The sequence below is a fragment of the Tsukamurella sp. 8F genome, from assembly GCF_029167375.1.
In the GTDB taxonomy this organism is placed as follows: Bacteria; Actinomycetota; Actinomycetes; order Mycobacteriales; family Mycobacteriaceae; genus Tsukamurella.
The window spans coordinates 17351-36221 of the sequence record NZ_JARFTP010000021.1; the positions used below are offsets into that span (position 1 = coordinate 17351).

19 protein-coding genes, 1 pseudogene and 1 riboswitch are annotated in these 18871 nt (G+C 70.2%); of the genes and pseudogenes, 6 read left to right on the forward strand and 14 right to left on the reverse strand.

Annotated features, from left to right (window positions below):
- Window positions 1-10: 10 nt before the first annotated feature.
- Window positions 11-1102 carry a zinc-dependent metalloprotease gene (locus tag P0W64_RS15830; protein ID WP_343232872.1) on the reverse strand — a complete coding sequence of 364 codons (1092 nt, stop codon included), beginning with the start codon at window positions 1100-1102 and terminating at the stop codon, window positions 11-13.
- Between the two features lie 42 nt (window positions 1103-1144).
- A complete protein-coding gene (gene dacB, locus P0W64_RS15835) occupies window positions 1145-2563 on the reverse strand; it encodes a D-alanyl-D-alanine carboxypeptidase/D-alanyl-D-alanine-endopeptidase (protein WP_275481117.1) in 1419 nt (472 codons plus the stop codon).
- Window positions 2564-2705: 142 nt separating this feature from the next.
- Here dacB and P0W64_RS15840 point away from each other — a divergent pair, with 142 nt between their 5' ends.
- Complete coding sequence (locus P0W64_RS15840; protein ID WP_275481118.1) at window positions 2706-3194, forward strand: inorganic diphosphatase; 489 nt, start codon at window positions 2706-2708, stop codon at window positions 3192-3194.
- Between the two features lie 88 nt (window positions 3195-3282).
- Here P0W64_RS15840 and P0W64_RS15845 read toward each other — a convergent pair whose 3' ends face one another.
- The 7 genes and pseudogenes from P0W64_RS15845 to P0W64_RS15875 form a co-directional block, all read right to left on the reverse strand.
- Window positions 3283-4005, reverse strand: coding sequence for a hypothetical protein (locus tag P0W64_RS15845; RefSeq protein WP_275481119.1), 723 nt, complete (start codon window positions 4003-4005; stop codon window positions 3283-3285).
- A gap of 99 nt (window positions 4006-4104) precedes the next feature.
- The gene (locus P0W64_RS15850) at window positions 4105-5376 is read right to left on the reverse strand and encodes a tRNA guanosine(34) transglycosylase Tgt (RefSeq protein ID WP_343232875.1); all 1272 of its coding nucleotides are present in this window, start codon (window positions 5374-5376) and stop codon (window positions 4105-4107) included.
- A gap of 294 nt (window positions 5377-5670) precedes the next feature.
- Window positions 5671-7317 (reverse strand): annotated as a pseudogene (locus tag P0W64_RS15855) (MDR family MFS transporter); the annotation flags it as partial.
- Entirely contained in the window at window positions 7314-7856 is a 543-nt protein-coding gene (locus P0W64_RS15860) for a MarR family transcriptional regulator (RefSeq protein ID WP_275481120.1), read from the reverse strand. The pseudogene P0W64_RS15855 and the gene P0W64_RS15860, both read right to left, overlap by 4 nt.
- 125 nt (window positions 7857-7981) lie before the next feature.
- On the reverse strand, window positions 7982-8476 hold the full coding sequence (locus tag P0W64_RS15865; protein WP_275481121.1) for a YbaK/EbsC family protein: 495 nt from the start codon (window positions 8474-8476) through the stop codon (window positions 7982-7984).
- A 33-nt stretch (window positions 8477-8509) separates the two neighbouring features.
- Window positions 8510-8908: a hypothetical protein gene (locus tag P0W64_RS15870; RefSeq protein WP_275481122.1), complete on the reverse strand. Its 399-nt coding sequence runs from the start codon at window positions 8906-8908 to the stop codon at window positions 8510-8512.
- A 4-nt stretch (window positions 8909-8912) separates the two neighbouring features.
- Entirely contained in the window at window positions 8913-10199 is a 1287-nt protein-coding gene (locus P0W64_RS15875) for an aminotransferase class V-fold PLP-dependent enzyme (protein ID WP_275481123.1), read from the reverse strand.
- A 50-nt stretch (window positions 10200-10249) separates the two neighbouring features.
- A riboswitch (SAM riboswitch) is annotated at window positions 10250-10365 on the reverse strand.
- A 91-nt stretch (window positions 10366-10456) separates the two neighbouring features.
- Between P0W64_RS15875 and P0W64_RS15880 the strand changes: the two genes are divergently transcribed.
- On the forward strand, window positions 10457-11527 hold the full coding sequence (locus tag P0W64_RS15880; protein ID WP_275481124.1) for an isochorismate synthase: 1071 nt from the start codon (window positions 10457-10459) through the stop codon (window positions 11525-11527).
- Between the two features lie 138 nt (window positions 11528-11665).
- Window positions 11666-12445, forward strand: a complete 780-nt coding sequence (locus P0W64_RS15885) for an HAD-IIA family hydrolase (RefSeq protein WP_275481125.1) — start codon at window positions 11666-11668, stop codon at window positions 12443-12445.
- Between the two features lie 19 nt (window positions 12446-12464).
- Here the strand turns inward: P0W64_RS15885 and P0W64_RS15890 are convergent, their stop codons facing one another.
- The 3 genes from P0W64_RS15890 to P0W64_RS15900 are packed head-to-tail and all read right to left on the reverse strand — an operon-like array spanning window position 12465 to window position 14575.
- A complete protein-coding gene (locus P0W64_RS15890) occupies window positions 12465-13667 on the reverse strand; it encodes an O-succinylhomoserine sulfhydrylase (RefSeq protein WP_275481126.1) in 1203 nt (400 codons plus the stop codon).
- An 18-nt stretch (window positions 13668-13685) separates the two neighbouring features.
- Window positions 13686-14099, reverse strand: coding sequence for a rhodanese-like domain-containing protein (locus P0W64_RS15895; protein WP_275481127.1), 414 nt, complete (start codon window positions 14097-14099; stop codon window positions 13686-13688).
- On the reverse strand, window positions 14096-14575 hold the full coding sequence (locus P0W64_RS15900) for a hypothetical protein (protein ID WP_275481128.1): 480 nt from the start codon (window positions 14573-14575) through the stop codon (window positions 14096-14098). Before P0W64_RS15900 ends, P0W64_RS15895 begins: the two co-directional genes overlap by 4 nt.
- 104 nt (window positions 14576-14679) lie before the next feature.
- Between P0W64_RS15900 and P0W64_RS15905 the strand changes: the two genes are divergently transcribed.
- On the forward strand, window positions 14680-16068 hold the full coding sequence (locus P0W64_RS15905) for an FAD-dependent oxidoreductase (RefSeq protein WP_275481129.1): 1389 nt from the start codon (window positions 14680-14682) through the stop codon (window positions 16066-16068).
- Between the two features lie 67 nt (window positions 16069-16135).
- Here P0W64_RS15905 and P0W64_RS15910 read toward each other — a convergent pair whose 3' ends face one another.
- Together P0W64_RS15910 and P0W64_RS15915 are read right to left on the reverse strand one after the other, a co-directional pair.
- The gene (locus P0W64_RS15910; protein WP_275481130.1) at window positions 16136-16912 is read right to left on the reverse strand and encodes a hypothetical protein; all 777 of its coding nucleotides are present in this window, start codon (window positions 16910-16912) and stop codon (window positions 16136-16138) included.
- Window positions 16913-17022: 110 nt separating this feature from the next.
- On the reverse strand, window positions 17023-17331 hold the full coding sequence (locus P0W64_RS15915) for a helix-turn-helix domain-containing protein (protein WP_275481131.1): 309 nt from the start codon (window positions 17329-17331) through the stop codon (window positions 17023-17025).
- A gap of 79 nt (window positions 17332-17410) precedes the next feature.
- On the opposite strand from P0W64_RS15915, the gene P0W64_RS15920 reads away from it, so the two are divergent.
- Entirely contained in the window at window positions 17411-18142 is a 732-nt protein-coding gene (locus tag P0W64_RS15920; RefSeq protein ID WP_275481132.1) for an SDR family oxidoreductase, read from the forward strand.
- Between the two features lie 9 nt (window positions 18143-18151).
- The gene (locus P0W64_RS15925; protein WP_275481133.1) at window positions 18152-18871 is read left to right on the forward strand and encodes a siderophore-interacting protein; all 720 of its coding nucleotides are present in this window, start codon (window positions 18152-18154) and stop codon (window positions 18869-18871) included.

The window sequence follows — 18871 nt, forward strand, 5'->3', positions numbered from 1 at the left end:
AGGGAACCGGTCACGCCGTGCGGGCGATCCAGGCCGAGGGGTCGTCGAGATCGGCGGGCCGCGGCAGGGTCTCGGGCGAGGTCCACACCCTGTTGAACCGCTCCATGCCCACCTCGGATACGACGGCGTCGACGAACGCCTTGCCGCGCACGTACTGCGCGATCTTGGCGTCCATGCCGAGTAGTGCACGCAGCACGCGGCGGACCGGATTCTGCGGGCGCTCGCGGCGGCGGTCGAACGCAGTCCGGATCTCGGCGACCGTCGGGACGACAGACGGGCCGACCGCGTCCATCACGTGGTCGGCGTGGCCCTCCAGCAGGGTGCCCAGCATGAGCAGGTTCGAGGTGGCGGCGAACTGCTCCGGGCCCTGCAGCAGTTGCAGCGCGCCGAGCATGCCGGGCTGGCGACGGGCGGCATCGTCGTCGGGGTCGTGGCGCAGGCCCGCGACTATCCGCTCGAGCACCTCGGCGGTGGACTCCGGGGCGGACGCGGTGAGCGCGTCCACGTTCTCCTTCATATAGCCGGCCAGCCATCCGGTCGCGGCGAACTGGACGCGGTGCGTGACCTCGTGCAGGCACACCCACATACGGAAATCGGACGGCACCAGGTCGAGCGCGCGTTCCACCCCGATCACGTTGGGCGCCACCAGCAGCAGCTCGCCCTCCTGCTCGTCGGCGGCGCGAGCGAACGGGTCGAACTGGCCCAGGATCGCGCCCGACAGAAACGCGAGCAGGAGCCCGGCCTGGACGCCCGCGGCGCCCTCACCGACCTTGGTGCCGAGCGCGGACACCCGGTCCAGGACGCCCGACGGGCGCTTGGCCGGAGCCGGATCGGCGCTGCCCAGCATCGTCTCCATCGACGCCGCGGCTGCGCTGATCCATTCCGGCCGGTCGACGACACGGGCGGGCCTGGTCGGCGCGCCGAAAGCGAGTCCCGTGACGTCCCGGACGTGGGTCTCGGCCGCCGCCGCGAACTCGAGCAGTTGCTCGGCGGCCCGGTCCCGGGTGTAGGCGGTGGTCGGCGGTCCGGGGCGGCTGAGCCGGCGCCCGGTCGCGGCCGCGAGCCCCCAGTCGACGCGGTCGCCCACGCGTGTGGCTTCCATGCGGGCCTCCATTCCTCGTCTGTGTGCGACACGACCCGGTGGTCAGCGGCAGCCGCAACCCTTGAGCGCGGTCGTGATCGCGTCCATCGCGGGCCGCGCGACATCGACGGGGGTTCCCGACGACATCAGCGTGAAGGTGAGGATCCGGCCGTCGTCGTCGCTGACGTATCCGGCTAGCGTGCTCACCCCGGACAGGCTGCCCGTCTTCGCCCGAACATACCCCGCACCCGCGCGGTTGGCCGTCGTGTAGCGGTCGGACAGGGTCCCGGTGGCGCCCGCGATGGGCAGGTAGTCGAGCAGGGGGCGCAGCTGTGGGTGGTCGGGACCGGCGGCCGCTGTGATCACCTCGTCCAGGACGGCAGCCGGGATGCGGTCGTCCACCGACAGGCCGTTGGTGTCGTGCAGCGTCACGCCCGTCACGTCGAAGCCCTTGCCCTGCAATACCTTGAGAACTGCCCGCGCTGCACCGGTGATCGACCGCTCCTCGCCGGTGGCCGCCGCGACCTCCATGCCGACCTGCTGCGCCGCGACGTTGTCGGACAGGACCATCAGCTGGCGCAGCCGGTCCGTCAGCGGCGCCGACGTCACCTTGGCGAGCACCTGCGCCCCGGCCGGCGCGGTGCCGTCGGTGACGGACGAGGCCGGTAGCCCCAGCCCGGCCGCGAGTGCCTTCCCGACGGCGAGCGCGGGTTGCGGCGACCGCGGGCTCTCGTCCTTCGCGGGGTCGACGCGGCCGCTGTCGGCGGTGAGCGCCTGGATGGGCGCGATATCGCCGCCCGCGATGTCGGCGCGATCCCAGCCCTGCGCCATCTGGTCGCCGGTGAAGAGGGAGGTGTCCACCTGGATGCGCTCGATGCCCTTGCCCCGGAGCTGCTGAGCGAGGTCGCTGATCCGTGCGGCGCCGGGGAACAGGCCGTCCTTGCCCGCAGGAAGGGTCGTCAGGGTCGGGTCGCCTGCCCCGACGATCACAGCCGTGCCCGGATCCGCCCCGGCGACGACGGTGGTCGTGATGCGCTGGTCGGGCGGCAGGGTGAGGAGCGCTGCCGTGCTGGTGAGCAGCTTGGTCGTCGAGGCCGGTGTACGCGGCTGCGCCTGACCGCGCTGCCACAGCACGGAACCCGTCGCGGCGTCGGTAATGATGCCGGTGAACTGCCCCAGGTCCCGGTTGCGCAGGGGTGCGGCGATCTCCGCGGCTACGCCACGCGCGGTCGGGGCGCCTTGCGGGCCCGTCGGGTCGATGGCTGCGAGCTGCGGAGCGTAGGTGACCGCAGCCGGCTGCGGCGGTACGAGGGCCTCGAGATCGTCGGCGTGCTTCTTGGCGCGGTAGACGACACCACCGCCCACGACTCCGGCGGCGACGACTGCGACGACCAGGAGCCCGATCAGGGCCCGGCGCACCGTCTTGCGGGCGCGGGAGCGCTCGAGGTTGCCGCGCCCCGTGCCGCTGCCGTGTCTTCCCACGCGTCTCCTCCGCCGTGATCCTCTACCGATGTGGTGCCGCCGTGCTGCTGGTGCCGATGCGCCGACCACAGTAGCCCGCCCCGCACAGTATTGTCGTTGTGCGTATCGCCTTTTCTCACCGCCATACGAAGGGAACAGCAGCGTGGAGTTCGAGGTCACCGTCGAGATCGCCAAGGGCTCGAGGAACAAGTACGAGGTCGATCACAAGACGGGGCGGCTCAAGCTCGACCGCTATCTGTACACGGCGTTCGGCTACCCCACGGACTACGGGTACATCGAGGACACGCTCGGTGAGGACGGCGACCCGCTGGACGCGATGGTCCTGCTGCCCGAGTCCGTGATCCCCGGGTCCATCGTGGAATGCCGCGCCATCGGCATGTTCAAGATGGAGGACGAGAAGGGCGGGGACGACAAGGTCCTCGTCGTCCCGGCCGGAGACCCCCGCTGGGACCGCTTCCAGGACATCGGGGATGTCGACAAGTTCGAGCTCGACGCCATCGAGCACTTCTTCGTCCACTACAAGGACTTGGAGCCGGGCAAGTTCGTGAAGGGCTCCGAGTGGGTCGGCAAGGACGCTGCGGAGAAGGAGATCGCCACCTCGTTCGCCCGAGCGGAGTCGACACACCACTGAGTCCGCCACGCTGACAGCGCTCCCGACCGAACAACCCCACCCGTAAGAGCAAGCGGGACGGGCGCAGCCGCTCGGGACCGGCGCGAAATCAGTGCGCGGCGGCCTTCTCCGCAGTGGCCCGGACGAGAGCGTCGAAGGCGGCGCGGTCGGGCTGCGCCCCTGCGGGGGCGGCGGCGGTGACGATCGCGGTCGTGGCGTTCACCGTGAAGTAGGCGGCGACGGTGCTGGCCTCCGTTCCCGGCGAGCCGCCCACGAGCGGGGTCCCCGTCGTCGTGAGCACCGTGCCCTGCGCTCCGGCGCCCGCGGGCAGGGGCTCCTCCCGTGACTGCTTGCGCAGCCCGTTCTGCCCCTGGGTGACGGTGACCGCAGAGCACTTCCCCGTGGCCGCGGCGGTGAACGACGCGACCTTCACATCGCCGGGTAGCAGGGTCACCGTGTACACGGCGCCGCCCTCGCCGGACGCCGCGAAGCCCTGACCCGCCAACCTGGTCTGCTGCAACTCGGACTGGGCGTGCACCGCGGGATCCTTGCACTCGGCGGGATCGTACGTCGCCTGACCTGCGGCTTCCACGTACTGGATCGCCTGCTGTTCGGCCGCCGTCGGGTCCACAGGGTGATACTGCAGGCCTGCGGGGATCTCGGACGCTGCCAGCAGCCGGGCAGCGGGCACCGGCGGAGCCTCCGACGACGAAGCCCCCGACGACGAAGCCTCCGCCCCCGCCCCCGACGGCGACGGCGACGACCCGCACGCCGCGGCAGCGAACGCGATCGCGCCTATGGAGGCGACACTGACGAAGGCATTGCGGCGCACAGACTCTCCCTCACTCGAGCACAAAACGCGCCCAGAATAGCGGAACCCCCGTCCGGCGGCAGTGCCGCGAGACGGGGGTCACGCCGGATGTCGACCGGGCTACAGCGCCGCCGGCTCGCGCGTCGGGCCACCGCTGAACCGCCGCAGGAAGTCCTCCTTGAAGCGGAGGTAGTCGCCGTCGACGATCGCCTGCCGGATCCGCGCCATGAGGGACACCAGGAACTGCTCGTTGTGGATGGTGACCAGCGTGATCGCCAGCCCCTCCTGTGCCTCGAAGAGGTGGTGTACGTAGGCCCTCGTGTACTGCGACGTGTAGTTGATCGTCTCCGGATCCAGCGACCGGAAGTCCGAGCGGTACGCCGGATCGGTGACCGAGTACGTGCCGTCGACGGTGTACACGGTGCCGACCTTCGCCGCCCGCGAGGGTGCAGCGGAGTCGACCGTGTCGACGCCGGCCTCGACCGCGGCGAACAGATCCACCGGCTCGCAGGCACCGAGCAGGTGACGCGGGCGTACATCGTCGAGCTCCGCCGTGGCCCATCGGGCGATGTCGCCCGCCACGCCGGACGGGACGCCGGTCAGGACGTACCCGCCGAATCCGAGGCCGCCACCGACGCGGTCCTCGTCGCCGAGGTCTCGGAGGTCGCGCGCGGCACGTCGGCGCAAGTCCTCGAACTCGCCGCCGCCGACCACGGCCCACAGCGACCGTGCCGAGCGCCGCTGCGCCGTCTGCCAGTTGTGTTCGGCCAGGCCGCGCCGCGCCCACAGCAGGTTGCGCTCCACGGCCTCCCGCTGCGCCGTGCGGTCGCCGGACTGCAGCGGCGAGTCCAGCGCGAACAGCACGTCGGCGCCGATGCGGTGCTGGAGTTGCATCGACGTCTCCGGGGTGAACCGGTGATCCGAGCCGTCGACGTGGCTGCGGAAGGAGACGCCGTCCTCGTCCACGCGCGTCTTGCGCGCCGCGCCGTTGGCCTGAGCATCCGGGTCACCGCCGGACAGCGCGAACGCGCCGGACTCGGTGAACGTCGCACCCGGCCAGTTCATGAACCGCCCGAGGCCCCCCGCCTCCTCGATCACGCCCGCGCCGGGCATGAGCTCGAGGTGGTACGCGCTGGCCAGCAGAGCCTGCGCGCCGAGATCCCGCAGCGACTCGGGCAACACCGCGCGGACGGTGCCGCGGGTGGAAGCCGGGACGAAAGCGGGCGTTGCGACCTCGCCGTGCGGCGTGAACAGCCGTCCCGCGCGGCCGCCCGCCGCGAGGCGGGCCTCCACCGTGAAGCGCGTCGGGTCCGCCAGCCCCTCCTGCGCGAGCCGTGTGCGGCTCGCCATGGAGCGGTAGTCGGTGCGCAGCGCGGCCAGTTCCGCTGCCATCGCGCGGTTGCTGGCACGCAACTCGTCGAGCTCCTTCGGCGAACTCGCCGCCGACGGTGCCTGTGCGGGTTTCGCGAGCCCCACCTGCTCGGTTCGTTCGGGCGCGACCGCGGGCCGGACAGCCCCGTCGGACGCGGCCCCGTCGGACGCGGCCCCGGCGGTTACCGCCCCCGCCACGGCAGGCACGGCACCGACGGCCGCGTCGGCGGCCAAGGCACGCTCGGTGACGAGACGCGCCTGCGCGTCACCGGCGGCTGCGCCGCCTGCGGCCTGCTCCCGGTGGGCCTCGGCCGCACCGCTGCTCGCGCGGAGCGGGACCGACTTCCAGAACAGGACCAGCACCAGTGCGACCAGGGAGAGTCCCGCAGCCCACAGGAACACGACGTCCATCGAATCGGCGAAGGCGGCCTTCATGGGGTGCGCAAGGATCGACGGCAGCTTCTCCAGTGTGGACGTGTCGGACATGACCCCGCTGACCGTGCCCCCGGGGTCGTGTGCCATCCCGGTGGCGAAGGTCTTCGCTGCGTCACCGTCGGCGCCGGTCGCGGCACTCCGCATCGCGGTCGCGTAGCCGGGATCGGACGTAGCGGTGCTCAGCTGACCGTTCAGCTTGTCGGGCAGCTTGGAGAACAGCACCGACAGGAAGATCGCGACACCGGCGGTGCCACCGATCTGTCGGAAGAACGTGGCCGCGGCGGTCGAGACGCCCATATCCTTGGGCGGCAGGATGTTCTGCATCGCCAACGTCAGCGGCTGCATCAGGTTGCCGAGGCCGAAGCCGAGCACGAAGGATACGGCCATGACCACGGCCTGGTTGGTGTCGGCGTGCGTGTAGTGCAGCGCGAAGATGCCGCCGGTCAGCAGCACCGCGCCGATGACCGGGAAGGCCCGGTACTTACCCGTCCGCGAGATCATCTGGCCGGAAACTATGGAACCGGCCATGAGGCCGATGACCATCGGCAGCATCTTGATGCCGGCCATCGTCGGCGACGTGCCCTGCACGACCTGGTAGTACTGCGGCAGCAGGGTGATAGCGCCGAACATCGCGGCACCGACCACCACGGAGATCACGACGCCCTGGGCGAAGATGGGGTTCTTGAAGATCCGCAGGGGGATGATCGCGTCGTTCTTCATCAACGCCTCGACGGTGATGAAGAGCATGATTCCGACGCCACCGATCACGTAGCAGACGATGGACTTGACGTCGCCCCAGCCCCAGATGCGGCCCTGCTCCGCGACGATGAGCAGGGGGACCACACCGATAGCCAGGGTGATCGCACCCCACCAGTCGATGCGTACCCCGTGCTTTCGCGTGTGCGGCAGGTTGAGGACTCGCATGACCACGCCGAGGGCGAGGACGCCGATCGGCACGTTGACCAGGAACACCCAGCGCCAGCCGGTGATCCACAGGATCGAGTCGGCACCCGAGAGGAGGCCGCCGAGCACGGGGCCCAGCACCGAGCTGGTGCCGAACACGGCCAGGAAGTAGCCCTGGTACTTGGCCCGCTCGCGAGGCGGGACGATGTCACCGATGATGGTGAGCGCCAACGACATCAGGCCGCCGGCGCCGAGCCCCTGGAACGCGCGGAACGCGGCCAGCTCGTACATCGAGGTGGCGAAGCTGCACATCGCCGACCCGATGACGAACACCGTGATGGCGAACAGGAAGAACGGCTTGCGTCCGTAGATGTCGGAGAGCTTGCCGTAGAGCGGTGTCACGATGGTCGACGTGATCAGGTAGGCCGTGGTGACCCACGCCTGCTCCTGGTAGCCGTGCAGATCATCGGCGATGGTGCGGATCGCGGTGGACACGATCGTCTGGTCCAGCGCGGCGAGGAACATGCCGAGCATCAGGCCCGACAGGATGTACAGGATCTGCCGGTGGGTGAATACCCCGGGCGCAGACCCCGTGTCGTCGCCGGCGACGGTGGCTGAGGTCATCGGGCCGATCCTTTCGATTTCTGTGGTGCCGCTGCCGGGGCGGATTCGGCGCAGCGGGCACGGCGGTCGGTGTGCTCGACGAGGGAGTCCTCGAAGATCCGCAGCACTCGGGAGCCGAGTTCGGCGAACCTGTCGAGATCCTCATCCGTCCAATCGGCGATGAGCGGCGTCAGCCGCTCGTTGCGCCAGCGCCGGATGTCGTCGGTCTTATCGACACCGGCCTGCGTGGCGGATACCAGGGAGGCGCGTCGGTCGCGCGGATCGGGTGAGCGCTCGGCGAACCCGAGATCGACCAGAGTGGATACGTGGCGGCTGGTCGTCGACGGGTCGGCATGCGTCCGGTCGGCGAGCTCCGACGAGCGCATCGGCCCGCCGGAGACGAGCTCGAACAGCGCCGCGTACGCGGCGATCTCGATACCGTCGGCGTCGACCGTGTGGCGCACGACGGCGGCGTGGCGCTCCTTCATGCGCGTCAGGTCGACGATGACGCGAATCATCTTCTCGAGCTGCTCCGCGCGATCGGGTTGCGGTTCTGTCATTGGCGATACTTTCGGCGTGATGTGGGAACACGGATCGCGTGCACCCTGCAAACAACTGCATGCAGAGTACAACTATTCCGGCCTGCTAAACAAATCGCCCCGGTTCACCAAGTCCCGGTAAACCCTCACTCGGCGGTCTGCATCGCGCGTGCGCCCGTGAGCGCGAGCAGCCGGTCGAAGGTGGTGGCGAAGATCGTGTCGTGCTCGCCCGCCGCGGCGTACAGCGCGGGGAAGCGGCGCAGCGACTCGTCGATCACCGTCTCGATCGGCGCGGGGTGGCCGACCGGCGACACTCCCCCGATCACCTGACCGGACGCCGACGCCACCTGCTCGGGATTCGCACGCTTGATCCTCTGCTTCCCGAGCCGCGCGGCGAGTCCGGCGGTATCCACGCGGTGCTCGCCCGACGACAGCACGAGCAGCGGCTCGCCGTCCGCCATGAAGACCAGGCTGTTGGTGATCGCACCCACATCGCATCCCAGCTCCGCGGCAGCCGCGGCCGCTGTCGGCGCGGATCCCGTTCGACGCACCGTGTTCGGGTGACCGGCCGCCTCCAACGCGGCGATCACCGCGAGGGTGCGTTCGGAGTGTTCGTGGGACGTAGGCGCGGGGTCGGACACACACCGAGTATGTCCGACCCCCAGACGATTTCCTCAGGCGGCCAGCAGCCCCTCGATCAGCGCGGCCGTGCGTGCGCCGCCGAGCGGGCGCAACACCACGGCGTCGGCCACCTCGGCCGCGTAGACGTCGTCGATGAGCGAGCCCAGCCCCGCCGGGGTGCCCACATACGTCACCGTGTCCCCCGCGGACTCGAGCCGCGCGTACGCCGCACGCGCATCGGCCGCCCGCTCGTCGAGCACCACGTCGACCTCGAGCGCGGCCACCACCTCGGACGGATCCCGGCCGTCCCGCACCGCGTCGGCACGAAGGTAGCGCCGCTCCCGTTGCGCCGCACCGAGATCCGCCGCCCGCACACGGGTCAGGGAGTCCGCGGCCGGATCCCCGTCGATGACGGTGAGGCGCGCTCGGCGGATGGACAGGGGTGCGGTCATGGTGCTACTTCCTTGTCGATACCAGCTGTGTCAGTGCGTCCACCAGGCGGCGGACGTCGGATTCGGATGTGCCCAGCCCGAGGCTGGCGCGGACAGCGCCCTCGGGTACTCCCAGGCGGGACACGATGGGGTGTGCGCAGAACCGGCCGTCCCGCACGCCGATGCCGTGGTGGTCGGAGAGGTACTCGGCGACCTCACGGGGCGGCACACCGTCGACGGCGAACGCCACGATGCCCACACGCTCGGTCGAGTCGACCCAGATGCGCAGCTCGCGAACGCCGTCGAGCGCCGAGATGCCCTGCGAGAGCAGCTCCGTGAGGAACCGCTCGTGCTCGGCGGCCTCGTCTGCGAGGCGGGTGAGCTCGGCGCATGCGGCGGCGATCGACACGGCGCCGAGAACGTTCGGCGACCCGGCCTCGTGGCGCGCCGGACCGGTGTGCCACGCGACTCCGACCGACCGCGCGACCGGCTTACCGATCACCTCGTACGTCGCACCACCGCCGTAGCGGTACGGGTCCGCCTCGTCTAGCCAGTCCGCGCGCCCGACGAGTACGCCCGCACCGTACGGCGCATACAACTTGTGTCCCGAGAAGGCGAGGTAGTCGATGCCGCTCTCGCGCAGGGAGATGCGACGGTGCGGGGCGAGCTGCGCGGCATCGACACAGATGCGGGCGCCGTGCCGGTGCGCGATCGCGGCGAGCCGCCGGATCGGCAGGATCTCGCCCGTGACGTTCGATGCGCCGGTCACCGACAGCAGGGCGGCGGGGCGGCGGGCCAGCTCGGCCTCGACCGCGGCGAGGGTGCCCTCGATGGACAGCGGCGCGCACACCACCCGGGCGCCGCTGGACGCGCCGCGCAGCTCGCCGGAGCGAGTCCACGGCAGCAGGTTTGCGTGATGCTCGGCATCGAGCACCACGACGTCACCCGGGACGCACCGGGCCAGCAGGTTCAGGGAGTCGGTGGTGTTGCCGGTGAAGACCACGTGATCGTCGTCCCGGGCCCCGACGAACTCGGCGACCGACGCGCGGGCGCCCTCGTACCGGGCGGTGGAGCGCTGCGACAGATAGCCGGCGCCGCGGTGGACGCTGGCGTACTCGTCGAGGGCCGTCGCGACGGCGCGCTGCACGGCCTCGAGGGCGGGCGCGCTGGCGGCGTAGTCCAGGTTGGCGTAGCGCACGGTGGCCCCGTCGGCGAGCGGTGCGTACTCGTCGGCGCCGGATACGCGCGCGAGGGGCCCGACGCTCAGCGGGGCGCGGGTGCAGGTGGTGCGAGCGGAGAGTACAGCGGTCATCGTTCGTTCCTTACGGTCGTAAGGATCCCCCGAGCGACGACACTCGAGTGGATCCGCGCTTGCCGCAGGCGGTTTCGCCGTGCAGCCAGGTCGTCACCCGGAGCACCCCACCGCGGAGGAGGGTTGCCGACCAGCGAGCCGGGGCTTTGCGCTGGCACTCATGACCTGACAGAAGGATGCACCGCCGGACGCTGCCACGCAACAATTGAAATCACGGTGCTGTCGAATCGCTCGGGGCGGTTGGGTAGCGTCGGGGAGTGCGATTCGCCCTCTCCCGGCCGGGCCGCTCGGTGTCGGCCGAGGGCGCCGAGGCCACGTTCTCGGATCCGCGAGCCGCATCCGCCGCGCTGAAAGCCGGGCGGGCGGGCCTCGTGGTCGGGGCCCTGCCGTTCGACCACGACGATCCCGCAGCCCTCATCATCCCCGCGGACGCGACGTTCCGGTCCGGGCCGCTGCAGCTGCCCCCGGGTCGCCGGCTTCCCACGTTCACCCGCCGCGACGTCACCACCCGGGAGCAGCACCGCGCCGCTGTCGCCGCCGCCGTCGAGCGGATCGACTCGGGCGAACTGGAGAAGGTGGTGCTGGCGCGCGCGATCGAGCTGCGGGCCGACGGCGACATCGATCCGGCCGAGGTCGCACGTCGCCTGCTCGCGGGTTCGCAGGACGGGGACGCGTACCTCGCCGACCTCTCACCCGCCGGACCCGCTTACGAAGGCGCCGTGCTCGCCGGGTCGATGCCCGAGTCGCTCGTGCGCGTGGACGGCGCCCACCTCTCGTGCGCGCCGTTCGCCGGGACCGCGCCGCGCGGCGCCACTCCCGGCGCGGACCGCGCCGCCGCCGACGACCTGTTCTCGTCGGCGAAGGACCGGGCAGAGCACGCGTACGTGGTGGACTGGATCGCGGAGCGCCTGGCTCCGCTGTGCCGGGATCTGCAGGTGCCCGCCGAACCGTCGCTGCACTCGACGCCGCAGGTCTGGCATCTGTCGACGCCGATCCGGGGCACGCTGGCGAACGCCGCGACAGCCCTCGACGTGGCACTGGCCCTGTACCCGACGCCGGCCGTGTGCGGCACGCCGTCGGACACGGCGCGATCGGTGATATCCGAACTCGAGGGGCCGCGCGGCTTCTACGGCGGCGCAGTGGGGTGGGCCGATTCCGACGGCAACGGCGAGTGGATGGTGGCGCTCCGCTGCGCCGAGCTACGCCCGGAGTGGGGGACCGTGCGCGCGTGGGCGGGCGGCGGGATCGTAGGCGCGAGCGATCCGGATGCCGAATACGACGAGACGACCGCGAAATTCGGCACCGTGCTGCATGCACTGGGCCTGTAGCCGGGCACCGAGCCGCCGGCGCTGTCTGGATCTACACCGCAGCGGATCGGCGAGCTCGTAGGCGCGGTGCCGCGCCGCTGCGGCCGTGATCTGCACACCGACCTGCCGGTAGGTTGCGGCGCCGATAGTGTGCGCAATATGGCATGGCACTACCTGATGGACATGGACGGCGTTCTGGTGCACGAGGAGCACATGATCCCAGGGGCGGACACGTTCATCGCCGAGCTCACCGACATCGGTACGCCGTACATGGTGTTGACCAACAACTCGATCCGCACCCCGCGCGACCTACGTGCCCGACTGTTGTCGAGTGGGCTCGACATCCCCGAGGACAGGATCTGGACGTCGGCCCTGGCGACGGCGAAGTTCCTCGCTGACCAGCGGCCCGGCGGGTCCGCCTACGTGGTCGGCGAGTCGGGACTGACCACGGCGCTGCACGACGCCGGCTACGTCATGACCGAGAGCGACCCCGACTACGTCGTGCTCGGCGAGACCCGCACGTACTCGTTCGAAGCGATCACCACCGCGATCCGCCTGATCGAGCGCGGCTCGCGGTTCATCGCGACCAACCCGGATGCCACCGGCCCGTCCAAGGAGGGCTCGCTGCCGGCCACCGGCGCCGTGGCCGCCCTGATCCGGGAGGCCACCGGGCGCAACCCCTACTACGTCGGCAAGCCGAACTCGCTCATGATGCGGTCCGCGTTGCGCGCGTTGGGCGCCCACTCCGAGTCGACGCTGATGATCGGCGACCGGATGGACACCGATATCGTCTGCGGACTCGAGGCCGGTCTCAAGACGATCCTCGTGCTCACCGGCATCAGCACGCCCGCCACGGTGGACCATTTCCCGTATCGGCCCACCGCGATCCTCGACTCCGTCGCCGACCTGGTCGGCAGGACGGACGACCCGTTCGCGTGACGGGTCGCGGCCGGCTGGTCTAGAGCGCGCGGTCCAGGTCGGCGATGAGGTCGTCGACGTTCTCGAGGCCGACGGACAGGCGGACCGTGCCGTCCGTGAGACCGATCGCAGCGCGCCCCTCGGGCCCCATCGCGCGATGTGTGGTCGTGGCGGGATGCGTGATGAGCGACTTGGCATCGCCGAAGTTGTTGGAGATGTCCACGACCTGCATCGCGTCGAGCAGCCTGAACGCGCGCTCCTTGGCCGATGCACCGTCGGCGGCGGCGAGCGAGAAGGTGATGACCGTTCCGCCGCCCGTCATCTGACGCTTCGCCAACTCGTGCTGCGGATGCGACTCCAGGTAGGGGTAGAGGGTCCACTCGACCCTGGGATCGGCGTCGAGGAACTGCGCGATCTTCAGCGCCGACGCCACCGAGCGCTCGGCGCGCAGCGACAGCGTCTCGAGTCCCTTGATGAGCACCCACGCATTGAACGGTGCGAGCGCGGGCCCGGTGTGCCGCATGAGCGTCTTGACCGGCCCGTCGATGTACTCCGTCGAACCGAGGATCGCGCCGCCCATCACGCGCCCCTGGCCGTCCATGGTCTTGGTGCCGGAGTGGACTATCACGTCCGCGCCGAGCGCCATCGAATCCTGTAGGCCGACCGGGGTGAAGCCGCCGTCCACGACCACCTGCGCGCCGGCGGCGTGCGCGAGCTCGGAGACCCGTTCGATGTCGACCATCGTCTGCATCGGATTGGCCGGGGTCTCGAAGAACACGGCGGTGGTGGGCTGCGACAGTGCCTGCTCCCACTGCCCGAGGTCCTCGCCGTCCACGAACACCGTCTCGATGCCCCAGCGCGGCAGGATCTCCCCCGCCACCACGAAGCACGATCCGAACAGGGAGCGGGCGGCGACGAGCCGGTCGCCGGCCTTCAGCAACGCACCCAGCGACGTGAACACCGCGGCCATGCCGGTCGCTGTCGCGAAGCACGCCTCGGCGCCCTCCATGAGCCGCAGCCGCTCCTGGAACACCGCCGTCGTCGGGTTGCCGTAGCGCGAGTACACGAACCGGTCGATGTCTCCGTTGAACGCGGCCTCGGCCGCGGCCGCGGACTCATAGGTGTAGCCCGAGTTGAGGTACAGCGCCTCCGAGGTCTCCTCGAAGTTCGAGCGCAGCAGGCCGCCGCGGACCGCAACGGTCTCGGGCGAGACGCCGTCGGGCAGGGAGTCGAAGCTGGTCACGAATTCTCCTCGTAGGAACTAGAACTGGCGCCAGGGCAGGCCGTCGGCGCGCCACCCGGCAGCGCCGCGGTGCCCCGTCTCGTCGAGGGCGCCTTCGAATCCGTCGAGCACGTTGTACGACGGGCCGATACCGGCGCGCGTCGCCGCCTCGGCCGCGCCGATGGAGCGTTGCCCGGAACGGCAGATGAATGCCACCGGAGCGCCGTCCGGCACGCCCGAGCGACGGAGGTCCGCGACGAAGCGGGGGTTGAGCGCACCGTCGGGGAAGGTCTGCCACTGCGCGAGCACGAGCTTCTTGCCGAGCTCCGTCAGGTCGGGCACGCCGACGTAGTTCCACTCCGCGTCGGTACGACAGTCCACGAGTACCGCCGACGGATCGTCTGCGAGCAGCTTCCACGCCTCGGTGGGGGTGAGGTCACCGGCGTAGGTCATGAGCACTTCTTCCATTTCCCGCCCTCGCGGACGAACGACGCCTTCTCAGTCTTGTCCCCCGCTTTGGCATAGCGCAAAGTCAGGGTGGCCTTGGCGGTATCACCCGAGACCGTGAGGTCTGTCACATCGTCCTGACCCAGCGTGACCTCCCCCTCGCGCTCGACGGCGGCCTTCCGAGCGCCTGAGAATCCCGCCTCAGCGGGTAGCTTCGCCCGGTCCTTGGTGCAGGTGTTGGCCACGAGGTCCGCGTACCGGCCCTTGTTCAGGGCGCCGTAGTACTGCCCGATTGTGCGCTGGACCTGCGCGGAATCGGTGAGCCGATCGTTTGATGGGCGGATGAGGTTCCACGCCAGCACCGCGCCGATCGCGACCACCGCCAACACCAGCGCGATCAGGAACGGGGTGGGCGACACCCCCGATTCACCCGATCCTCTGCGCTCCGCCTCCACGTCGGCCACCACCCTCGAACAGGTCACGTACGGTGCGATGACGCCGCCCCGAACTAGGTTCCGGGCTAAGCCCGCACTAACCTGGTGTGGACTACAACCCTTCAGATGCTGACAAAGGTAACCGAAGCTATATGACCTCTCCGAACCGCCCGCTGCGCGTCGCCATCGTCGGCGCCGGTCCCGCCGGGATCTACGCGGCCGACGCCCTGATGAAGTCCGACGAAGCCGCGGACCCGGGCGTCAGCATCGACCTGTTCGAGAAGATGCCCGCGCCGTTCGGGCTCATCCGCTACGGCGTCGCACCCGATCACCCGCGCATCAAGGGCATCATCAACGCGCTGCACAAGGTCCTCGACAAGCCGCAGGTCCGCCTGCTCGGCAACCTCGACTTCGGCAAGGACTTCACTCTCGAGGACGTCCGTCGCCACTACGACGCCGTCATCTTCTCGACCGGTGCCGTCGCGGACCGCAACCTCGACATCCCGGGGATCGACCTGGACGGGAGCTACGGCGCCGCCGAGTTCGTGGCCTGGTACGACGGGCATCCGGACTTCCCGCGCGAATGGCCCCTGAAGGCGGAGAAGGTCGCCGTGCTCGGCGTGGGCAACGTCGGCCTCGATGTGGCGCGAGTCCTCGCGAAGACCGCCGACGAGCTACTCCCGACGGAGATCCCGCCGAACGTCTATGAGGGTCTGAAGGAGAACAAGGCGGTCGAGGTCCACGTCTTCGGTCGCCGCGGCCCGGCGCAGGTCAAGTTCACGCCCCTCGAGCTCAAGGAGCTCGACCATTCGAAGACCATCGAGGTCGTCGTGAATCCCGAGGACATCGAGTACGACGAGGGCTCCGCCAAGGCGCGCCGCGAGTCGAAGATCACCGATCAGGTCGCCGTGATCCTCGAGAACTACGCGATCCGCGAGAGCACCGACCGGCCGCACAAGCTCTACATCCACCTCTTCGAGTCGCCCGTCGAGATCCTCGGTGAGAACGGCGAGGTGGTCGGGCTGCGCACCGAGCGCACCGAGCTGACGGGCGACGGCAACGTCCGCGGCACCGGCCGCACGACCGACTGGGAGGTCGGCGCGGTGTACCGGGCCGTCGGCTACCTCTCCAACGACCTTCCGGACATCCCCTGGGACGACCAGGCCGGAGTCATCCCCAACGAGGCGGGGCGGGTCATGGACCGCACCGAACACCTCCAGGGCGTCTACACGACCGGTTGGATCAAGCGCGGCCCCGTCGGCCTCATCGGCCACACCAAGGGCGACGCCAACGAGACCGTGGCCTGCCTGCTCGAGGACTACCATGCCGGCCGGCTCGCCCCGCCCGCGCAGCCCGAGCCCGACTCGGTCACTCAGTGGCTCGACGACCACGAGACCCCGTACACGACATGGGACGGCTGGTACCGGCTCGACGAGCACGAGCGCAGCCTCGGCGAGGCGGAAGGCCGCGAGCGCGTGAAGGTAGTGGAGCGGCACGACATGATCGCCGCATCCGAGCCCGCCAAGGTGCAGAAGGCCTGAGTAGCGCCGAACGACGTGGAAAGGGGCGCGACCTCCTCGGCCGCGCCCCTTTCACATGTCCCCGAGGTCAGCTACCGGCGGCGGCCTTCGCGATCGCCTTGGCCACGGCGGAGTCGAACGCCGCGCGGTCCGGGCCGCCGGTCAAGGCGGTCAGCTTCACCGCGACGGCGTAGCCGTTGACGTCGGCCCACGCCTCGAACGCGCTCTGAGTGGTGGTCGAACCCCGCACCACCGACTTGGTGATCTCCTGCACGGCGAACACATCGCTGGCCGCGCCCTTCGGGACGTCGATCTTCGAGAAGGACGTGGTGGTCTCGACCGCGACGCCCATCGTGGTGCCCTTCGCCGACATCGTGGAACACGACCCGGTGAGGTTGCCACGGATCTTCGCGACAGCGGGTGGCGTGGCGACGACCGCGTCCGACAGGAGACCCGTGCCGCCCCGCGCCGCGAGCATCGCCATGTCACTCGCTCTCATCTTCTTGATCGCGCTGCTGACCTGGGTCGCATCGCCGCATCCCGCGGGCGTGATCGCTAAGTCGCCCGAGGCGCCGCCGAGCGCATCGAGCGCCTTCTGCAGCTGATCGGACGACAACGGGATCTCGGTGAACCCGGGCGGCAGATCCGCCGCACTCAGCACCAGGCTGGAGACGGGGACGTTCTTCCGCGGTCCCGCCGGCGCGGCGGTCTCGCTGCTTTCGACGGCACCTCCGGCAGCAGAGGAGGCGGCCTCCGCCGAGCCGCCCGCCGCCGTGTGGGCATCCCCCGAATTCCCGCCGCACGCAGCGAGTCCCAGCGTTGCAGCCGCGACCACCGCGACCATCCCGATCGTCGTGCGCCCCATCATCTCTCCTTGTCCTGCGACCGGAGTGGCCGCGCACGCAGCACGGTAGACGACCCCGGTTGTCCGCGGGTTGTTTAGAGCTTGGTCGGTCCCGGGTCACCGCCGTCGGCTCAGGCCCGCGACCACTCCCAGACGGGTTCGAGAGCGCGCCCCAGAGCGGCGCCTCGGGTGCTGAGCTCGTACTGCCGATCCGGGAGCTTGTCGACGATCCCCTCCTCCACGAGCATCGCAAGCCGCGACGCCAGCACCGACGAGCTGCAGTTGCCCATTCGGCGCCGCAGTTCCAGGAAGCCGAGGGCGCCCGGCTCGAGCTCCCACACGATGCGCAGGACCCAGCGCTGCCCGAGCAGTTCCATGCAGGCCAGGGCCTCGGGATCGTCGTCATCCCGCCGCCTGGTCACCACGTCGCTCACAGCCACGGCTCGAGCGTACTTGCACTTCTGAAATCGAAGTGCGACGCTGTGGCCACTTCTCTTTTAGAAGCATAGGAGGCGGCAGATGAGGGTGGCAGTGGTGACGGGCGCGTCCCGCGGGATCGGGGCCGAGACGGCGGTCGCACTGGCCGCGACGGGCGATGCCGTCGTGGTCAACTATCGGGAGAAGGCCAGGCGCGCGGAGGCGGTCTGCGCGCGGATCCGCGACGCCGGCGGAACGGCGATCGCCGCGCGGGCCGACCTCACCGACGATCCGGCCGGGCTCCTGGACGTCGCGATCGCCGAGTTCGGCCGTCTCGATGTGTTGGTGCTCAACGCCTCCGGCGGCCTGGAACTCGGTGCGCCGCAGGACTATCCGATGCGCATCAACCGTGACGCACAGGTGACGCTGGCTCGTGCGGCAGCCGAGCGGATGACCGGGTGCGGCCGGATCGTGTTCGTGACCAGCCACCAGGCGCACTTCTCCGAGAGCCGCGCGGTCCCGTCGGGATACGAACCCATCGCGGCGAGCAAGCTGGCCGGCGAGCGCGCCCTCCGCGAGCTGATCCCCGAGTTCGAGGCCCGCGGCACCAGGCTCACGGTCGTCTCCGGCGACATGATCGACGGCACGATCATCGTGAAGCTGCTCGAGCGGCGCGACGTCGCGGCCGTCGACGCCCGCCGGAGACACGGACCGCTCCCCACGGTCGAGGAGTTCGCCGCGGCCGTCGCCGACGCGACGCGAGCCGAAGAGCCCAGCGGCCACACCGCCTACATCGGAGGGAGCGACTACACCGGCGCCGAGAATTCAGGCTAGCCTAAGCACATGGGACGCGGAGTACAGGGATTGATCCTCAAGGCGCTACGCGCCGACGACTACGTCTTCACTGTCCGGGACACAGAGAAGGTGAACGAGCACTTCCACCGGGTGCGATTCACGGGCGGCGGCTTCCTGGCCGCGCACCCCTGGTATCCCACGATGTGGGTGCGCCTGTGGATCCCGAAGAGTGGCGAGGCCACGCCGGGCGACGACGACGGCACGCTGGTCCAGCGCGGCTACACCATCGTCGACCCGGACGGCGACGCGTTCACGATCGAATTCGCGATGCACGACGGCCCTGCACCCCGGTGGGCCGCCGACGCGCAGCCGGGCGACACCATCGGCGCGACCCTGATGGGATCGAAGTTCGCTTTCCCCGAGTCCCCACCGTCGGAGTACGTCCTGGTCGGAGACGCCGCCTCGTTGCCCGCGATGAACTCGCTGCTGGATCACGCGAACGCACCGGCGCGCATCTTCCTCGAATACCAGCACGACGACGAGCGGACCCTGCCGGTCCGGGGCGACGACGTCACGTGGGTCGCCCGCACCGACCGCGGCGCCGGACTGGTCGCCGCCGTCGAGGCCGCGAAGGTCCCCGCCGACGCGTTCGTCTGGGTCGCCGCCGAGGCCCGCGCGACACGCGAGTCGGTAAAAGCGGCGAAACGGCAGGCCGTCCTGCCCAAGACCCATGTGAAGTCGCAGGCCTACTGGATGGAGCGCGGCTGA